This is a genomic window from Rhodanobacter sp. K2T2 (assembly GCF_013408815.1).
Classification (GTDB): domain Bacteria; phylum Pseudomonadota; class Gammaproteobacteria; order Xanthomonadales; family Rhodanobacteraceae; genus Rhodanobacter.
In genome coordinates this window covers 20,615-38,871 of sequence record NZ_JACCCA010000001.1, presented here as the reverse complement: position 1 = coordinate 38,871, position 18,257 = coordinate 20,615, and the positions used below count along the sequence as shown (strand labels likewise).

Below are 18,257 nucleotides of genomic sequence, written 5' to 3'. Positions count from 1 at the left end.
GAGCTATATTTCGTTCAACTCGTCTTGGTCGCCAGATTCGGATCCAACGCCAGTTTCGGAGAAACTACTGGAACGGTCAGCATCGTGCTCACTAGGGACATGATCAACAACGCCGTAAAGGCATCATTCGAAATGATCCCCTTGTCCAGCAGGATATTCGCGAACACGATAGTGATCAGCGACTTTGTTTGCAGCAGCCAGCCGATGATCGACGCTTCGCCCTCGCCCCACTTCAAGATGCGGCCGGCAATATGCACGCCGATCAATTTGCCCAGCACCGCTGCGATCAGTAGCAAGCCGGCCGCCACAAACACTGTCAAGCCACCGATCGACCAATTGGTTTTCAAGCCAGTAATGAGAAAAAACACCGGCATCATCATCAACAACACGTAATGCCGCAGCAGATCCATCTTCTTTTGATCGAACCAGCGCAGATCAATCACCGCGCCTGCCATGAATGCGCCGACCATGAAATGTAACCCCGCCCATTCCGCGCTGAACGCAACAGTAGCCAGCCAGATAATCGCCGCGAACCAGCGATCAACTTCCGATATGGCTGCCATGAGCTTACGGAAAAGAACAGTCACCAATCCAAAGCTGACCAGAAACAGCAACTGGGTTTTGAGTCGCTCGAGATCGAGCATGACAATCGCCAACACAGTCCAGATCAGAACATCGTCCAAACTGGCATAGCGCAGAACGCGCTGACCAATGGGCTGCCGAAGCAATTCCATCTTCTCCAAGAAAACGATCAGAATCGGCAAGGCGGTGATCGAGCAAGACATGCCTATGGCGAGCGTGAATTGCCAGGTATGCGCCTGCATGCCGATCCAGCCCGGATGCTGCGCAAGAAGAAGTCCCACAATGCACCCTAGCGACAAGGGGACGCCAAGCGCGAGGCCCGCCGTAATGCCGCTCTCACGCCGGTAGCGCCACACATTGCTGAGATCCAGTTCCAAGCCGGCCACGAACACGAAAATCATGACGGCCCAGGACGCTATGCCGTTCAAATTCTGAATCGTGACTTCACTGAAAACCTGCCTGTAATAGTCTTTGAAATACGCCCCCAACGCGCCAGGTCCAAGCAAAATCCCGGTAATGATCTGCACCACTACCATCGGGGCAAAATAGTCGGTTCGAAAATAACGCCAGATCAGGAACGGAATACTGAATATGATCAGCATCGCTATCAAGAATGCTTCTGGCTGCGTGATATGAAATGTCACAACAAACTCCTGTCAGACACCGAAGTCCAAACGCGATTACCCCAAGGTACGGCGCACCCCTCATCGGCACGCCGCACCTATTCAATTAGCAAGGGCCGATAAGCGCCTCCAAAGAACACCAGCGGCTTGCCTTCCGTATCGCTGGAAAATTTGTCGACGATGGCGATAAGGATGTCGTGATCGCCAGCCTCCATCCGTCCCCAACTGCAGCATTCGAAATGAGCCAGCGCCCCCTTGATAAAGGGCACGCCGCTCCCGGTGCTCGAATAGTCCTCCGGGCTCATCACATGATCTCCCGCTCTCGCGTATCGATGAGATATATGTGCCTGATGGTCCGACAGTACGCTTATCGAGTAGCTCTCCAAATGTGAGAACAGTGGATAGCACAGCGATTGCTTCTTGATGCTCCACTGGATCAAGGACGGATCCAGTGACAGAGACGAAAAGGAATTGATCGTCATGCCGATCGGGGCACCCATGTCGTTGACGGCCGACACAACGCAAACCCCTGTCGTGAAACGGCCCAAAGCATTTCGATACTGCTTCTCCCCAAGGTCCATAGCGCCCCCTTCGTATCATCGTATTCGCACGTCCGCATGCCGCTTCTAGCATGCAACCCTTGCTCAGCAGAATTACCCGATCACCGCAAGTTCCGCCGGCTCTTCGTCATACTCATACATATGCATGACCCTTCTCGGATGCACACCGTGCATATCGGGATCGCCGTATTTGCGGAAGTTAAACGGCTTCATGTCTTCGCGAATGAACTTGGCGAGTGCCTCGGCATCATCTTGGCTCACTACGTCGAGCTTCGAGTACTCGATGACCTTGTTGTAGATCGCTTCGAACTTCTTGACGAATTCCTTATCGCCGGCGCTCAACAGAAGATGGTTGAGGTCCATGGCCTTGCCCGCACCGCCCTTCTCCAGGTAGCTCTCGGTACCCATGAAGCAGAAGAAGCAGTAGTTCTTGAAGATCTCGAAGTGCTTGAAGGTCTTGTACATGCCGTCCACCATCTTGGCGACATGGAAATATTCCGTCTTGATGGCTTTTTCGTAATCGAGCAGCAATTTCCGTTCGAAATGCTTCTTGGGGAACATCTGCGTGTGCAGGATGTCTACCAACCGGTGAACGGACATGAATGTTGCCGCCAGACCCGTGCTGAACCACGCATCTAGCCCGTAAGCGGATGCCGGCAACATCGCCCAGCGATCTCCAGCCAGTTCCTTGTTGATAAACTGCAGCCGCTTGGTCTTGATAAACGGCATCAGGGTTTCTCGCCCTTTTAGCAGCTCCGAAACCATGGGGTACTTGTCGATGATTTCCCAGAATTCCGCGCTGGCTTCCTTATCGTTCATCGGATACAGATCAATGTCCAGGTTGACGCCGACACTGGTCACCCCGTTGTCGAATGGAATGAACCATATCCAGCCGCCATCGAAGCAATGATGCTGGGTCGCCCGCGATCTTGGCACCGGCGAACGATCCGCGTAGGCAGGATGCTTTTTGATGGTGTCGTCGAAAGCGCCGATATCCTTGAAATGGGTGAAGATGCATCGGCTCTTGAGCGGCGTATCCAAAGCGTCACCTTCCAGCTTGAGATCGAATTTCCGGCCGATCACGGAATTGAAGCCGGTGGCGTCGATCACAAAGTCTGTCAGGACGGTATAGCTCTCCTCGCCCTTCTTGCAGTCGAGTTCCGCGCATTCCTTCTTGAACACGATGTCTTCCACCGAGGTCTTGTCCGAGTACTCGACGCCATACTTGATGGCGATATGGACCATGCGCTCGTCTGAATAGGCACGGTTGTATTGCGCATCGACTTCCGGCGTCTGGACGATTACTTCCGGAAACGGACCGTATTGATCAGGAGTCGTCTGGCCTTCCTTGTGCACAAAGTATTGGAACAATTCTTTTGGACCGCATACAACATCTTTCTGCGTAGCGATGATGCTGTCGTAGGTCGACATCTGGTCGATTTCGGGAATGTCGTACTTACGGCTGATGTACCGCATCTTCCTGCTCAACGCCGGCGTGCCGGATTCCCCCAACGCAAATCGACGATGTGTCCCTCTCTCGATTAGCAGTACTTCGTAGCCTAGTTTTGCCAGCACCAAAGCACACGCGCTGCCGCCCATTCCACTTCCGATAACCGTTACATCATATTTCTTCATGACCAAGATCCTCGTGACGATTGGCTACACCTATCCGTCTCCGCCGCTTTGCGGCGGAGTTCCGTGATCTCGTAAATAGAGAGTCTGCTTCTACGCGGTCTGCGCTTGCGGCTCCAATTGATCGGCAGCGATCTTCCGGCCCTGCGACTCAAGCCTGCGCCGAAGAATTCCTGACAAAATACCGTCATATACGCCAGCGCGGGCATCCAGCATGCGCATGGCTGCGGTGTAGGTCTTCTCGAAATCCGAACGAGAGCGGATATAGGGAAGGCCCGCGGCGAACCATCCATCACCGTGCGATTCATCCAATTCGCAATGCACTACGAAAAACTTGACCAGCTTCTCGCTCAATCCACGCTTGCGAAGATTCGCCAGAATCCTCTTCTGCTGCGCGGGAATAGTCAGCTCAAGTGCGCCCATACCGCCCAGGCCATACTGCAGACCATCCGCGAACCAGCAAAGGTTCATCTTGGTATTGAGCAGATGATAGGTCTCCGGATTCCAGTCGTCCTCTCGCGCACCGCCGAAGTGCTCCATCAGCGGCTCGAACAGGTTGGGATGCGCCTGCTCAAAATCGCCTTGGCCGAATTCGTCGTGCAGGTTTTCGTACAGTTCCTCGCGCATCTTGAATGGCACAAATAGACTGTATGCAGCAACATGCAGATGGAAACGCTGCATGTTCACTCGATAGTTCGACAAAAAGTAGCGAATTTCCTCATCGCTTAAATCATTTTTGTCGAAATAGACAAACAATTCGTGGTCGGTGACACGATGCTCGTGGATTCGAGCCTTGAGCCATTCGATGAACTCTTCCGCATCGACGATGTGCGCCGGAATATGCGCCTTGGGGGCCATTTCTTTTTCGACATTCTCGATCAGTGAGCGAATCTTCCATTCCAGCTCGCTTCGCGGAGTGCCCAAGGCAAAACCTTCCGACATCAACTTGATATTGAGATGGAATAAGGTTTCCTGCAGCGCGCCCCACAGGGGAGATCTTTTATTGGAGAGAGCCTCCCTAACGATCCCGTCGACTTCGCCGATATATCCTAACGATCGCATCACGTCGAATTTTGCTTGCGGATAGCTGGCCAACTGTTTCATATATAGTCCTTAATAGAAATGAAATAGGGGGAGATAAGCAGCGATTTGACGTCAAACCACTCCCAGTCTGGCCGTCTGTCGCTTCATGACTTCGTCTTTCAATACGCCTTTAATGACTTTTCCCGTCGCTGTCTTCGGAATAACAGCCTCCAGCACAAGGCCGGGAACCTTGAAATCGGGGAGATTCTTCCTGCAATGATCCAAGATCGCCTGTTCATCGACTTCCGCATGGACAGCGCGCTCGTATAACAAAATTATTATTGGCTTTTGCCCCTCACCGTCCATGCCGACGACGGCCACATCCTTTATGCCGGTGAGTTGGCTTGCTACGTTTTCGATTTCAACCGATGAAATGTTTTCCCATCCATAGGGTGTTTCTACGTAGATCAAATCCTTCATGCGATCCTTTATTTCCAGATAACCATCCGGATGCACCACCGCCATGTCGCCGCTATGGAACCATCCATCCTTGAAGGCATTTTCTGTTGCCCGCAAATTGTCGAAATAACCTTGCGCCACGGTGTTGCCAGCCATCAGCACCTCGCCCAGCGTTTCGCCATCCCATGCCACATCGCGCATGTTCTGATCGACAACCCGAAGACCGATGCCTGCATGAATCCCTGCTATACCCTGGCGTATACGCAGCTTCATTTGAAGCTCCTGGGGTAGGTAATTCCATTCGTCGCGCGCCTCGCAAACTACAAAAGGTCCGCAGGTTTCATTCAAGCCGTACTGATGAATCAGATCGACGCCCAGCGCCTTCATGGCTTTGATCAGGTGCGGTGTCGGGCTGGCGCCGCCGGTCAAGACCGTCACCCCGTGCAGTATCGACGCGTTGAACATCTCGTCCGTCAGATGGCGTACCAGCCGCGGCGAACCCGCAAGATGTGTAACATGATTCGACACAATGCCGAGCTTCAGCGAGGCCGGCGTCAGCTGGATCGCCTGTTCGTCAACAATTTGCCTTGCCCCAACAGCGACTGCGGCCCACATATGTCCCCAGCCATTAACGTGGAACATTGGTAGGGACCAGTAGTACACCGATGACGAAACCAGGTTCATCATCATCACTTCGCCCAAGGCATGCAGGTAGGCCGCGCGGTGGCTGTAAATCACCCCTTTCGGATCGCCCGTTGTTCCCGACGTGAAGTTGATGGCGATCGGATCGTTTTCCGAACGAATATATCGATCGAGCGGGATAACGGAATCGTACCTATGCTGCTCGACGTCGAAACACCGCGATTTGGTGTCGATATCATTTGGCTCCGACGACGCGTCAAGCAACACCACAATGTGACTGGACAATTCCTTGAAGAGCTCGCGATGCTGACGAACAAGTGAGCCGCTCGCCAGGATCACGCGTGCTCCGCTGTAGAGAATCTGCTTACGGATGTCCTGCGAGGGAAGCCACGGATTGAAGGAGACAATGATGCCGCCGACCGCAGGAATGGCGTAATGCGCTTCGATGGATCGCGTGGAATTATGGGTAAGAAGCCCCACCCGGTGACCATATTCGATACCCAGGCTTCGCAATAGCGCGGCCATGCGCCGGGCACGAAGCAACAGTTCTCCAAAACTTATATCGCCGTTACCTGACGTCACCGCTACCTTATCTGATAGATAACGGCCGCATCGCTCCAGGAATGTAAGCGGAGTCAAATTCACAAAGGAGTGCGTATTCTTCACGTCGTTTCCTCTCGATCCATCAAATAGAAAAAACTCTTCGAATAGCGATTATTCGGTGCTATCTAGGTAATTTTCCGGCGATCCTCCTTACGCCTTCCGCAGCGCATGCTTCATCCTTATCGCCACCGGGAGCACCGCCGACACCCAACGCAGCGACGATCGCGCCATTCGCCTTAATCGCGACCGCTCCGGGCAATAAAGCGATGTTGGGGATGGTTAAAAAGGACGGCTCACTCGGTTTTCCGTTGAAGGCGGCGGCGGCCTGGGAGCTGGTGTCAAATTTAAAAACCGGCCCTAGCGTCACGACCGTATAAGCCTTGCGGAACGCGGTGTCCTTGGTGTGAACCGTGCTACCGTCGCTCCTTAACAGGATGCGCATCTCACCGCTCATATCGACTACCGCGGCGCCAACGTGATATCCGCGCGCTGCGCAATATTCAATCGCCCCTTGCGCCGCTTGCAACGCAAGATTCAACGGGAGCTCATATTGTTGCTGTGCATGTACTTCGCCACCGAGCGCGCATAAGGCTACCGCCAACCATACCAATCGATTCATTTGCCACCTCTAAAAAATAACGGCTTATTTGACGAGCAATGACATCTTATGAAGAGCATGACGATTGAACAGACCGCTAAGCGCTTAAAACGGATCCGTACTTGCATCGATCGATTCGATAAATTTCACCAACACAGCCTGTGCTTTGGGATCGAATAGCGAATCCGTTTGTGCCGACAATCCGGCACTGCGATGATTGACATCGGAAACAACACATCTCAGCGTTTCGCAGGCTCCGTTGTGGTAATACGGCTGTAGGTTGTAGGTCCCCAGGATGGACGAGATGCTGTAGCCCGATCCCTTGCCGTCGCCGTTGAAATCGAAGCCAAGTGCCTTCAACCCGCCAGAATCCGTCTCTACACCGCCAATCGCTGGATAGCCTTCGATTGCATTTCCGGAGCCGATGACGTTCAAGTTGTACGAATTGATACTTTTCAAGTATCGGTACAGGAACTGCGATTGATTGGCGCCACTGGACGCGGCTTCCATCTCGATATCGCTATCGGCCGGCGGTGAGATGAAGTCCTTGGAACTTGCGCTCCACTTACCACTGGAATGACAACTGCTGCATCTGGCGCGCTGAAAAAGTTGCCGGCCCGCGACGATATCCGCTTCGTCGACACCGCCAACCGGATCGCCTCCGCGCATCAACAACTCCTGCTTCGTCAGCGGGCGGTTGGGAGTACGAATGCCGTAATGCTGCCATTCTTTCATTGCATCTAGTCCCGGTACTTCGACCGTACTGCCTGGCAACTCAACCGTCGGCTGGGGTCTGCCCGCATTCGGCACCGTGAAAGCCGTCATGATGCATGGAGCTTCGGCAAAGTCGTGCCACTGGCCTATGACCAATCCATGGTCGGGATCGATCGTGCTTTCGGTAACGGAGGGATAACCCGGCGTCACCACGCAAGGCAAAGCTTCGGTCAACGGACCGGGACCTGAGACATTCCGCGTGTTGAAGTCGGCGTCCTGCACTTCGTCGAAGATCGCCGAAGCGTCGATGATGCGCTGATCAAGCGGATTTCTCGGATTAAATGTGCCATTGAGAGCCAGGGTTTTTCGCGGGCCGGTATTGAATTGCCAGATCACTCCATCAGTCAGTCCTACCGGATGGCAGCTCGCGCAGCTCTGCCGCCCTTTCTCGGACATGCGATTCCTGCTTGATCCAATTCCTGAGGGATTGACGAAGTTGCCGCGCGAAGAAAAGAACAACTCCGCGCCGACCAGTATCTTCTCGGCTTCCGAACCCGGCGTCGGCAGGCTTTCTATTTGAATAACCTTAACGACTTTGTCGGCATCGAGATCGACCACCGACACATTGCGCGACACATAATTCAACACATAGGCAAAACGGCCCGCTTTATTGATGACCAGGCCTATAGGATTCTTGCCAGCATTCTCGCCGCTAGTTGCCAGCACATCTGGATCATTGAGATCGATATAACGGGTGGTTGTGCCATTGACGGTAAAGCCAAGCGCACCGTTATCGAGCACTCGCAGCTTCACCAGCAGATCGCTGCCGCCGGAAGCCACATAGGCATAGCCGCCACCGCTCTGCGTGGTGAAGGCAATCGCATCCAAGTTGGCGAAATAAAGCTCTTGCTTGCCGGACTCGGGAACCCTGCCACCCAAGTGAAGATTAAGGTCGCCAGCGTCGCTAGGCTTGCCTTCAACGTTATCAATCGCGTTAACGAAAGCCTGCGTATCAGTCTTATAATACAAAGGACCGGAAGGAGACGCTGCAATATTGGGAAGATATGCGGCCTGTCCACGTATCACAATGCTGTGCAGCTGATTAGGAAACGCGTAGGTAGCATTCCCTTTCGTATCAAGAAAACCGCTGTTCTGTGGCGCCATGCGGACTACTACCGGGTTTGCCAACGCAGTCGCCGCTGTGCTCCAGGTGTCCACGCTTAGTCGGCATACGACGCCCTCTTTCCCCATATCGTCGCGCTGCACGCCACCGGTTGAGATGAACGAAAGGTAGCGCGTAACTAACAAATAGCGGCTGTCACCAGTGATGGCCAGCGCACCCGGCTGAAAGTGCCTTTCATGATTGGGTTGATTGCAGGCACTGTTCCTCAGGTCGTAAGTACCCAGGATGCGTTGGTCTTTGGCATCAATCCAGGTAATCGTGTCTTGGCTGCGGTTTGCGACAAACACTCTTTTGCCGTCGGGCGAGACCACTACGCTTCTCGGTTCCGACCCGGTTGTCAGTCTGCCGTCCTGAGCTGCGCTCCGATCCAACGCAGCGAAAAATCGATTAGGGTCGGCATTAATCACTTTGATCACGGAAATCGTGCCATCGGCAGAGTTAGCCACATAGGCGTATCGTCCATCAGGCGATACGGCTACGCTCCTAGGGTCCCTACCTACCGCAATTGTTGCAATCAATCGCTGGGTGTCTGTACGAACGACTGTTACGCTATCGAAGTCCGGATTCACCGACCACAGAAATAAGTCGTCCGAACTAAGTGCTATCGGACTCGAATAACTCGACCTCAAGCCACCGAGGTCAGTTGAGCGGGAGCTCTGTGCATAAGCCGAAAACACCATCGTATGCAACGCAACGCCTAACAACAACGCATAGCGGCTGACTTTATGCACAACACTTATATATGCCTGAAACATATGGCTAATCCCTTTAAGCCGAATAAGTTTTAAATGCCTACATATCATCCAGCGAGATCCTCCCGCCATGCATGGCAAAGCGTGCCCGCGCCTTGCGCAACCATCACCGCAATGTTCGGCTTTTATATAGCCCCCAAAAACCCTCAGCTTCGGACAAAGTCGTCATTATTCCGAATGACTATCAATCCCTGCCTCGAATAACCCCCAAATTCCGTTCGCGATCTGCGAATCATGCTGCCATGATCCGTACTATTAAGATTTACGTATGAAACTAAACAAACATCACCGGTTACTAATATGTTACCGCCGGATCAGCTAGGCAACTTACATAAATATGCTATTCAAAAAAGGATTACAGATTAATCAAAAAGAAACGATTTGGATTGCATTACATAATTCTCGATGTTACGATCGAATTACATGAAACGCATCAGTTCACTATTTAAAATAGAGCACACCTACAAAGTGCTTAAGTTGCAGCCTATGGCGCATAGAACGATGCTTACTGCTCTTCAGCAACCATTTTTCGAACGCAATAAAAGCAGCACCATTACAATGAATGGGCAAATCCAAAAAATCCATCCCCGTCGATGGCCGTTGAAGCCATCCACTAATTTCCCATGGCAACATAACTATCGTTATCCGATCTTACATAACGATAGTTATGCTGTCAACAATATCTACGACTGAATCTACAGCGATTTGCAAGCCATGGATTATAGAGACGAACAAAAGAAGTTGACGCGTCAGCGCATTGTGGACGCCGCAGGTCGCGGTTTTCGCAGAGGCGGCTACGGCGGCATCGGCGTGGATGGGCTGGCGAAAGAAGCTGGCATGACCTCCGGTGCGTTCTACGTGCACTTCGATTCGAAGAAAGCGGCATTCCGGGAATCGATGCTCTTGGGGATCGCCGAGTTGCACGATGGCGTGAAATATCTGCAAGCCGAGCACGGTGCCGCGTGGTGGCCCGAGTTCGTGCGCTACTACCTGAGCGTCAAGCGCACCTGCGACCTTTCTGATAGCTGCGCCTTGCAAAGCTTGCCGCCGGAAGTCGCCCGACTAGACGACTCACTGCGCGAGGAATTCGAAGCCGGCCTGCGCCGCATTGCCAAGACCATCGTGGAAGGCCCTTCGTCACCGATGACACCTGCAGACGAATATGCTGCTTGCGCGGCCCTGGCCTTGCTCACAGGCGCCGTCACTCTGGCTCGCGCCGTTGCCAGCGAGGATCTAGCCGAAAAGATCGCGCAAGGCGCTCTGCGCGTATTGCTGCCGACATCAGCAAAGAAGAAAATAGTGGCGGCGAAGAAGAAAAAGAAATAATGGACTCGCTGCTTTTATCCTCAAGTATTGAGCCTGCGTAAGCTCGGTTACCCGGACTTGATCTGGGGTAACACAGCATCCCAAGCTAAGCCCTCGCTGTGCAGTTCAGCATCCACTGCACGCCAAATTTATCGGTGAATTTTCCGTAGTAGTCACCCCAGGGCTGCACCGCCAGCGGCGTCGTGACATTGCCTCCTTCCGACAACCTATTGAAAAGGAGCTCCGTTTGCGCCCGATTTTCGAGCATGAAGATCATGGCTGAGCCCCTCATAGGCTCGGCATCGTCATTGTCCGAGGCAAATAAACTGACGCCCTGCCCCGTAAATTGGGCATGCATGATTTTTCCGCGCATCGCTTCCGTTCGCACCGGCATGCCGTTCTCGCCGTGGCGGACCATGGAGACGACCTTGCCTATACCGCACTCGGTATAAAACTGCAATGCTTCTTCGCAGTGCACCGTAAAAAATAGATAGTTTGAAAGTTGCATCGCCGCCTCCGTTTATAAATACACCGCAAACTCGTTATTTAGGAACGGCTGCATCTTGTTCGACGTCTCAAGCCATTCCCGATACGGATCGCTGCGTTTGACGATACCGCTGCCCGCGTAAACGCGCACTTCATCACCGGTCATTCTCGCTGTGCGAATAGCCAGCGCAAAATTGGCGTCATCACCTAAAGTGAAAAAGCCAAAGCCACCGGTAAAGAAACCGCGCTCGATCTGTTCGTGACTGCGTATGCGCGCTCCACTCAGTAGCACGGGTTTCCCCCAGATCGTCGCCGGTGGATAAATCGTGGCCAGCAAATGAAACACGTTGATGTCAGGTCTAAGCTGACCAGTTATGGTGCTTTTGAGATGCTGCACATAACCAAGATCGAGGACGCCTCGCGATTCAAGCTGCTCGATTGACTCGGGAATGCATACGCTACTCAAATTATCGTAGAACATGCGTGCCGCGGTCTCATGCTCCTCGATTTCCTTACCATCGCTAAGCAGCTCGTTACGATAGCGCTCGCTCTTGTCCTTGAAGTTAGAGCCTTTTCGCGTTCCCGCCAATGGTTCCACCACAACTTTTTCGCGCTGCTTCTTTACCAGCATTTCGGGCGAAACCCCGACCCATGCATCACCACCGGACCATCGAAAGACGTATTCGTAATGAGCAGTTTTATTGCCTGAGGCAGCCATCTGCAACAGTTCGAGAGGCGAAAGCTCGGATTGGTGGAACAGCCTCACCTCGCGGCAGATCACCACTTTGTCTAGCGCTTCTTGCGAAAGCTCGCCTATAAGATCTACCAGGTTATCGATGTACTCCCTGCACTCGGGTATGTCCCTGCGACGACTCACCCTAAGCTGGCTATTGGGCGATATGTCGCGTGGTAGGTCGACGATAGCTCCGCCGGGATACGGACATTCCTCGCTGTCGAAAAAACTGAATTGACACTCTTCGGCACTCACCCGGCACGTTATGCGCGGTATGGTGAAGATCAGCGGCTCCTCCAGGTTTTCCGGGTGAGTGCCGCATCGCCATCCGCCAAGCAGAACGGTTGAAGTCGGCAATCGATAATGCCCTGAGAGAAAGGAACGCAGTTCGTCGATAAAGCTCGCCGCATGGCGAAACACTTCCTCGTGCAAATCGCCGCCGTCGAGCCGATAGGTAGATTCACGCTCGACGACATCCCGATGCATGAGCCGCATGCGAAGCGTGCTGCCCTCCTTGTGCGTCTCGACCTGGAACTCACTGCCTACCCCGATGATCGAGAGCGTTTCTTCTGGCGATACATAACTGAATAAGCCAAGGAATTCGTTTGACAGGCCCGGGTACAGAATCTCATACCGTTGCGCGATGGCTGCGCCGACGACACCTGTCGCCAGATCCGGGTGTGGATTGTTGAAAGTGTGGTGCTGCAGCGTAGTCACTGAATGCCCCTGTATGCTCGCGCCAGATCGCTACAGACATGAAGTACCTGGAGGAAATCGAGCCGCGAAGCACGCGATGCAACACCCTTTCCATGTTGTATTTGCGTGGCATGTTCAATTTCCAGCCGCAGGCCAGCCAACACACTGCCCTCGTCGGCGTGCAGCAGCGCGGTATGTTCGACCTCCGCGATAACATCGTCTATCAGCGGGCAGGTCGCGTCATGTCGGTCCACCGAATTTACCCACCATGGATCGCACATCCATACCGCCGGCGCCGCCGCTTCTCGCAACACCTGTATTAGATGTCTCAACCCGCTCAATTGCCTCCCAAGGCTTGTCACCAGCACGATCTTGCCCGGTTCCCGGGTAGGATTGAGTTGCATGTAGATGTCGAGAAGCTGTGCTGCCGAAAGTTGCGGACCAACACGTATCCCTATCGGGTTGAGCACACCCCGCAGAAATTCCAGATAGCTGCTGCCAGAAAAGAGATTGATGCTCTCGAGCCATAGCAAATGCGCGCTAGAGGCATAAAATCCATCAGAGATGCTGCCACGACGGACCAGCGCCTCCTCGAAGTGCAGGTTCGCACCTTCGTGTGAGATGTACGGCTTGAATTTACCGTGGCGAATCGCCCTCAGTGCGTGCAGCGAAGCCTCGTAGGCCATCAGCATGCGGTTGGCGTTCGGGCTGCGTCCGAGCGGATCTGGCGAAACTTCATTCACCATGTCCCCGTAGTAACTCGTCATCGTGATGCCGTCGATGACTTCAGTCGGGTGCACGCAAGATCGCGCATAATTGCCGGCAAGCACACCGATCGGCAGCACCGGCATGTCGAGCATGATGGTCAGATACTTGTGCACCGATTCAAGGTTCTTCACCTGTTCGCGCACGAGACCGGAACTGACATCCTCGAAACACTCCTCGGCATTGCCAAGCTGAAGGGCAAACACCCGACCCTCTGCCGCCGCTCGCAGCTCGACCTTAAGCGCGTGCACTTCCGCCACGTCCACTAGGCCCGGCAGGCGCGACAAGCTCGTCACGACCGTGGCGAGGTTCTCCTCCTGCGGGTATGAGGGCATATGCTTTGGTTCCTTTTCACGCCACCCGTGCGGAAGCCATCGGTCGTGTTCCTGCGACTCATGACTATTCATATCCTTTCGCCCTTATGGAGAAGAGTAAAGAGTGGATCGCGTGTTAGGTCGGATCGATCAGAAGGTGGCGCCGCCGTCGACAACGAGGTCATGCAAGGTGATGTGATTTGCCTCGTCGGAAAGCAGGAACGCGACAGCCTTGGCGATATCCTCAGGTTCTGCAATCTTTTGCAAAGGGATACCTGTTCGATACAAATTCTGATCGCCGTCGATCAGCTTGCGGTGCCGTTCATCCGTATGCCCAGCCATTGCTGCCAGCATGGCCGTATTGGTCGAGCCAGGAGAAACAACATTGCAGCGGATACCGTGCTTGCCAAGTTCAAGGCCTATGCATTTAGTAAGCATCGCGACGGCAGCTTTCGACGCGCAGTACGCCGACATGTTCATACGCGGTGTCGCAGCCGCATTGGACGCAATGGTGACAACTACGCCGCATCCTCGCAAAATCATCCGGCGGGTGACGCTATGCGATACGAAAAACGTACCATGCACGTTGATGTTGAATGTATCGGCCCATTCCTTTTCCGTTACGGCCTCGAAGGAACGCGGAAACAGCACGCCGGCGCCATTGACCAGGCCATCAATCGGGCGCTTGCTTTCGATATGGTCCACAGCTGCATCGACGCTATCCCTTTGTGAGATATCAACTGCAACAGCCTCCATGACGGGGCCGGCTTTATTCAGCTCGATGGATAGCTGTACCAGTCGCTCTCGATGGATATCCAACGCGTAAACAAACGCTCCCTCATCAATCAGTTGACGGGTCACAGCTTCGCCAATACCCTGCGCAGCGCCGGTCACGACGATCGTTTTCCTTGCGAATCGTTGTCGCATTGACCACCCCTATTTTTATCCCGCACCTTTGGGCGACGCTTCGCCGCAACTGATTCGTTTAGCTTTCACAAAACTTCCCAGCGAAGCCAATGTTCATTACCTGGGATGACCGCAAAATAACCAATGTTCGTTTTTAAATACGAACATTAAATGTGCCAAATAATCGTCACAATCAAAAAATGATATTTCAGGATGTTACATAACGATCGCTATTCAGTCAACTCGAACACCACATCAGCTGACGACAAAACACGTCCCGAACAATGCGCAACGTGACGCAACGCCATCTCATGATGATTCAACGAAAAATCGCCTAGTGCGTCCGAAACGAAGAACGGTTTGATATCCGCCATAAATGCATCCGTCGCGGTAACCAGGCAACCGATATGCGCATATACGCCGCAAATGATGAGCTGGGTGCGCTGGTGTTTCCGTAACCGATCCAGTAAATCGCTCCGAGCGAAAGCGCTGTAGCGATGCTTTACCAGCACCTGGTCTTTCCCTTCAACAGGCGCTAGCCCGCGCACAATGGCCTGCGCCTCGCCTTCGCTCGGCATCCCAGCACCCCAGAAATCCAACAGCAGTCCTCTGCTTTCCGCGGCTTGTCCGCCGGGCTGCGCGGTATAGAAAGTGGGAATTTCAAGCCGATGGCATGCCTGCCTAATGACATCGATGTTCATCACGATCCGGTTGACGAAATCGGTCGACTCGTAGGGCTTTAGAAAATAATTCTGCATATCATGGACTAGCAACGCTGCATTGTTTGCGTCCACTTTCCATGGAAGTGGCGTACGAGCAAGCGCAACATCGGTAGGTAGCTCGTAATGTTTGATCTTAGGAATAGCCATCCGTGCCCTCGTTATCCTGAATTTCGTTCTTTCAATCAGATTGAATTGTTTTTGGCCTATAAACAAACTTTCCCGTATATTTTGATATAAGCATATCCATCATTAACCAGTCACCTTGGCGAAAACCATGGCATCAACCTTCGCTCTGCAGAAATCCGAACTTATCGATAAAGCACATGCGTCGATGGAGCAAGTGTTTGTCGATCAAACATGGACCCTGCGTCAAAAATTGGCCTTGACTTGTCGCATTCTGTTCGATGCCGGCCACAGCTCGTCACTGTCCGGACAAGTCAGTGCCCGCGCCGTGCCTAACGGCACGTTCTGTACCCAACAGTTCGGCCTGGGACTTGATGAGATACGTGAATCGAATCTTGTTCACGTCAACGAAGACCTCGAAGTGATCGACGGCAGGGGCATGGCAAATCCAGCTAATCGGTTTCATGCCTGGATCTATCGGCACCGAGCGGATACAAACTGCATCGTCCACACGCATTCTCCACACGTCTCGGCGCTATCGATGTTGGAGACTCCTCTGGTGGTGTCGCACATGGATTTCTGCCCGCTTTACGACGATTGCGCATTCCTGTCGTCCTGGCCTGGCGTGCCGGTCGGAAACGAAGAAGGTGAAATCATCACGCTCGCACTCGACAACAAACACGCGGTACTGCTTGCCCATCATGGTTACCTGGTTGCGGGAAGAACCATCGAAGAAGCATGCATTCTTGCACTTCTGATCGAGCGCGCCGCTAAAGCCCAGCTACTCGCCATGGCCGCAGGAGAAATCAAACACCTTGCTCCGGAGCTTGCATTGGAAGCCAGGACCTGGATGACCACTGAGAAACGCTATGCGGCAACCTTTGCCTATTACGTCCGCGCTGCCCTGCGCCATCACGCCGACTGCTTGACCTAGATCACGCAGATTAAGCTCCCTGCCCGTGGGTGGCGCTCCGCCCACGGGCAGGGAGCATTGCAAAACACACGCACAACTTCAGCTACTTTCGTTGATCACTCATCAATACATCGATCGATGCTTGCATAACCCTCCTAGCTAAAATTATCGGGGCATTCCGCTTCGGTGGATAAGAACAACCCAAAATAGGAATATCCATCCGGCTCATCACGAGCCGCTGCGCTCAACGTTGGGGAGGAACATCAACCTCGGTCGTAGCGATGGTCGTAAGACCGTGATTGTTAGAAGCGATATAGGTAATCGTGTAGTACTGCTCAGTACCGCTCTTATTCGAGAAATCAAGATCAAAGCTGTAATCCGGTTCGCCGATATGCGCGTTCCGCACCGACTTGTTGATGTCGACATTCTTGTCCGAAGAAACAATGGACATCAATTCTGCATGCGACGACGGATCGCTGTAGTCCTTGAGATGGTGCTCGATGAAAACGTGCCTGAAGTCGTGCATAGCGCTAAGTGAACTGCTCCCCGCCACGTGGGAATACACATTGAAGATCGGACGCGGCGTAAAGGTCAGTCCCCTAGCCTCCGACAATCCATCCGGATTTCCGTCCGCGATGATGCCCAGGAATTTACCGGTGACACGGTCGTACTCCATGACCTGGTTAGTACCGGTGCTGACTACATACAAATTGCTGTTAGGGCCACCGAAGCGAATCGCGTGCGGATCGACAATGCCGCCGTATCCAGGCGGAACGAATATATCCATGAAGGCCAGGGTCTTGCCATTGAAACGCAGTACTGCGTTGGTCCCCGCGCTCCCTACATATAGATTACCGTCGGGACCGAACTCCAATCCAATCGGTTGAACCAGATCGCTGGGATTCGGAGGTGCGATCGCACCGAGAAACTTCTTGGTCTGCAGGTCATAGTGCAACACGCTGTTGGTGCCGCCGCTGGCCATGTACATGGATGTCTGATCGAACGTTTGCATGAAGGGCTGGGTTAGGCCGCCGTCCACTTGATCGTGAGTGGCGAAGACATCGATGAACTTGCCATCGCTGTCGTAGCGCAATATCTGATTTAAGGTCGAGTCGCCAACGTACACCTTGTTATCTGGTCCAAAATTCGGGGCCGAAGGTGAGATCAGCCCCCCGTTGCCCTTGTCAATGTACACACCTTTATACGCACCGCTATACCCATCGAAACGCAGCACCTGCCCCGATCCGGATGCAGAAAGGAACAGGTCACCGCGAAAGCCGATCTGCGATGCGACCGGTCCGGATACAGCGGCAATCACGCCGAGAAACTTGCCGGTATCCTCGTTGAACGACATGACTTGGTTGCTACCAAAGCTGCTAATGAAATAGGTCGCGTAAGGGTCATTGGAGTCGTTGCAATAGCCTGCTTGAGGAGCTATGCAAGCTCCCAGCAAAGCCGTGGCTATCAACAGCGAAAAGGCTTTCCGCCCGGGGCTAGCCACAAATCCTTCAACATATGAAGCAACTAGTGAAAACATAAACATCACCTCCTGTGTGGGGAAAATTTTGTCTGTTTTTCGCAAGAGCGGCTGCGACGCATCAGCTCGCTGGGCCAGCCCCTTTCAGCTTTCGGCCGTACTTGTCTACGGTAGGCAACACTTGCCCATGCGTGACTTGATGTCTCGCATAACGCTCATTTCAATGTGCCCCCACTTGCGTTATCCCCCTAGAAGATAACGATAGTTATTTGACTATAGATAACGATTTACATCTAGTCAATAGAAAATGTGCACTAAAAATCAGATTGGCGCGCAAGATTAAAAAATCGACGTTTAGATCGTGACAATTGATGATTCGAGAGCTTTTGGCCATATCACCGTAATGTGGATATGCCTTCATGCCATCGAATAAAAACAACATCTGG

At 53.1% G+C, this 18,257-nt stretch carries 16 protein-coding genes; 3 read left to right on the top strand and 13 right to left on the bottom strand.

Going from position 1 to position 18,257, the window contains the following annotated elements:
* Positions 1 to 14: 14 nt before the first annotated feature.
* From HDE78_RS00160 to HDE78_RS00130, 7 genes are all read right to left on the bottom strand, one after another.
* Positions 15 to 1,226 (bottom strand): cation:proton antiporter, encoded by a 1,212-nt coding sequence (locus HDE78_RS00160; RefSeq protein ID WP_343205628.1) that lies wholly within the window; start codon positions 1,224 to 1,226, stop codon positions 15 to 17.
* Between the two features lie 77 nt (positions 1,227 to 1,303).
* Positions 1,304 to 1,786: a flavin reductase family protein gene (locus tag HDE78_RS00155; RefSeq protein ID WP_179476509.1), complete on the bottom strand. Its 483-nt coding sequence runs from the start codon at positions 1,784 to 1,786 to the stop codon at positions 1,304 to 1,306.
* A 72-nt stretch (positions 1,787 to 1,858) separates the two neighbouring features.
* Positions 1,859 to 3,400, bottom strand: coding sequence for a tryptophan 7-halogenase (locus HDE78_RS00150; RefSeq protein ID WP_179476508.1), 1,542 nt, complete (start codon positions 3,398 to 3,400; stop codon positions 1,859 to 1,861).
* Between the two features lie 90 nt (positions 3,401 to 3,490).
* On the bottom strand, positions 3,491 to 4,501 hold the full coding sequence (locus HDE78_RS00145; RefSeq protein WP_179476507.1) for an iron-containing redox enzyme family protein: 1,011 nt from the start codon (positions 4,499 to 4,501) through the stop codon (positions 3,491 to 3,493).
* A 51-nt stretch (positions 4,502 to 4,552) separates the two neighbouring features.
* Positions 4,553 to 6,187, bottom strand: a complete 1,635-nt coding sequence (locus HDE78_RS00140) for an AMP-binding protein (protein WP_179476506.1) — start codon at positions 6,185 to 6,187, stop codon at positions 4,553 to 4,555.
* A 58-nt stretch (positions 6,188 to 6,245) separates the two neighbouring features.
* Positions 6,246 to 6,743, bottom strand: a complete 498-nt coding sequence (locus HDE78_RS00135; protein ID WP_179476505.1) for a heme-binding protein — start codon at positions 6,741 to 6,743, stop codon at positions 6,246 to 6,248.
* Positions 6,744 to 6,827: 84 nt separating this feature from the next.
* Positions 6,828 to 9,299, bottom strand: a complete 2,472-nt coding sequence (locus HDE78_RS00130) for a beta-propeller fold lactonase family protein (RefSeq protein ID WP_255457585.1) — start codon at positions 9,297 to 9,299, stop codon at positions 6,828 to 6,830.
* A 495-nt stretch (positions 9,300 to 9,794) separates the two neighbouring features.
* Between HDE78_RS00130 and HDE78_RS00125 the strand changes: the two genes are divergently transcribed.
* Both HDE78_RS00125 and HDE78_RS00120 read left to right on the top strand, forming a co-directional pair.
* Positions 9,795 to 10,064 carry a hypothetical protein gene (locus HDE78_RS00125; protein WP_179476503.1) on the top strand — a complete coding sequence of 90 codons (270 nt, stop codon included), beginning with the start codon at positions 9,795 to 9,797 and terminating at the stop codon, positions 10,062 to 10,064.
* 21 nt (positions 10,065 to 10,085) lie between these two features.
* Positions 10,086 to 10,697 (top strand): TetR/AcrR family transcriptional regulator, encoded by a 612-nt coding sequence (locus HDE78_RS00120; protein WP_179477082.1) that lies wholly within the window; start codon positions 10,086 to 10,088, stop codon positions 10,695 to 10,697.
* An 85-nt stretch (positions 10,698 to 10,782) separates the two neighbouring features.
* Here the strand turns inward: HDE78_RS00120 and HDE78_RS00115 are convergent, their stop codons facing one another.
* The 5 genes from HDE78_RS00115 to HDE78_RS00095 form a co-directional block, all read right to left on the bottom strand.
* Positions 10,783 to 11,184: a VOC family protein gene (locus tag HDE78_RS00115; protein ID WP_179476502.1), complete on the bottom strand. Its 402-nt coding sequence runs from the start codon at positions 11,182 to 11,184 to the stop codon at positions 10,783 to 10,785.
* Between the two features lie 12 nt (positions 11,185 to 11,196).
* Positions 11,197 to 12,612: a chorismate-binding protein gene (locus HDE78_RS00110; RefSeq protein ID WP_179476501.1), complete on the bottom strand. Its 1,416-nt coding sequence runs from the start codon at positions 12,610 to 12,612 to the stop codon at positions 11,197 to 11,199.
* A complete protein-coding gene (locus HDE78_RS00105; RefSeq protein WP_255457528.1) occupies positions 12,609 to 13,763 on the bottom strand; it encodes a 3-deoxy-7-phosphoheptulonate synthase in 1,155 nt (384 codons plus the stop codon). Before HDE78_RS00105 ends, HDE78_RS00110 begins: the two co-directional genes overlap by 4 nt.
* A gap of 57 nt (positions 13,764 to 13,820) precedes the next feature.
* The gene (locus HDE78_RS00100) at positions 13,821 to 14,597 is read right to left on the bottom strand and encodes a 2,3-dihydro-2,3-dihydroxybenzoate dehydrogenase (RefSeq protein WP_179476499.1); all 777 of its coding nucleotides are present in this window, start codon (positions 14,595 to 14,597) and stop codon (positions 13,821 to 13,823) included.
* Between the two features lie 209 nt (positions 14,598 to 14,806).
* Entirely contained in the window at positions 14,807 to 15,445 is a 639-nt protein-coding gene (locus tag HDE78_RS00095; RefSeq protein WP_179476498.1) for an isochorismatase family protein, read from the bottom strand.
* A gap of 127 nt (positions 15,446 to 15,572) precedes the next feature.
* Here HDE78_RS00095 and HDE78_RS00090 point away from each other — a divergent pair, with 127 nt between their 5' ends.
* On the top strand, positions 15,573 to 16,355 hold the full coding sequence (locus HDE78_RS00090; RefSeq protein WP_179476497.1) for an aldolase: 783 nt from the start codon (positions 15,573 to 15,575) through the stop codon (positions 16,353 to 16,355).
* Positions 16,356 to 16,578: 223 nt separating this feature from the next.
* Here HDE78_RS00090 and HDE78_RS00085 read toward each other — a convergent pair whose 3' ends face one another.
* The gene (locus HDE78_RS00085; protein WP_179476496.1) at positions 16,579 to 17,871 is read right to left on the bottom strand and encodes a hypothetical protein; all 1,293 of its coding nucleotides are present in this window, start codon (positions 17,869 to 17,871) and stop codon (positions 16,579 to 16,581) included.
* Positions 17,872 to 18,257 lie beyond the last annotated feature (386 nt).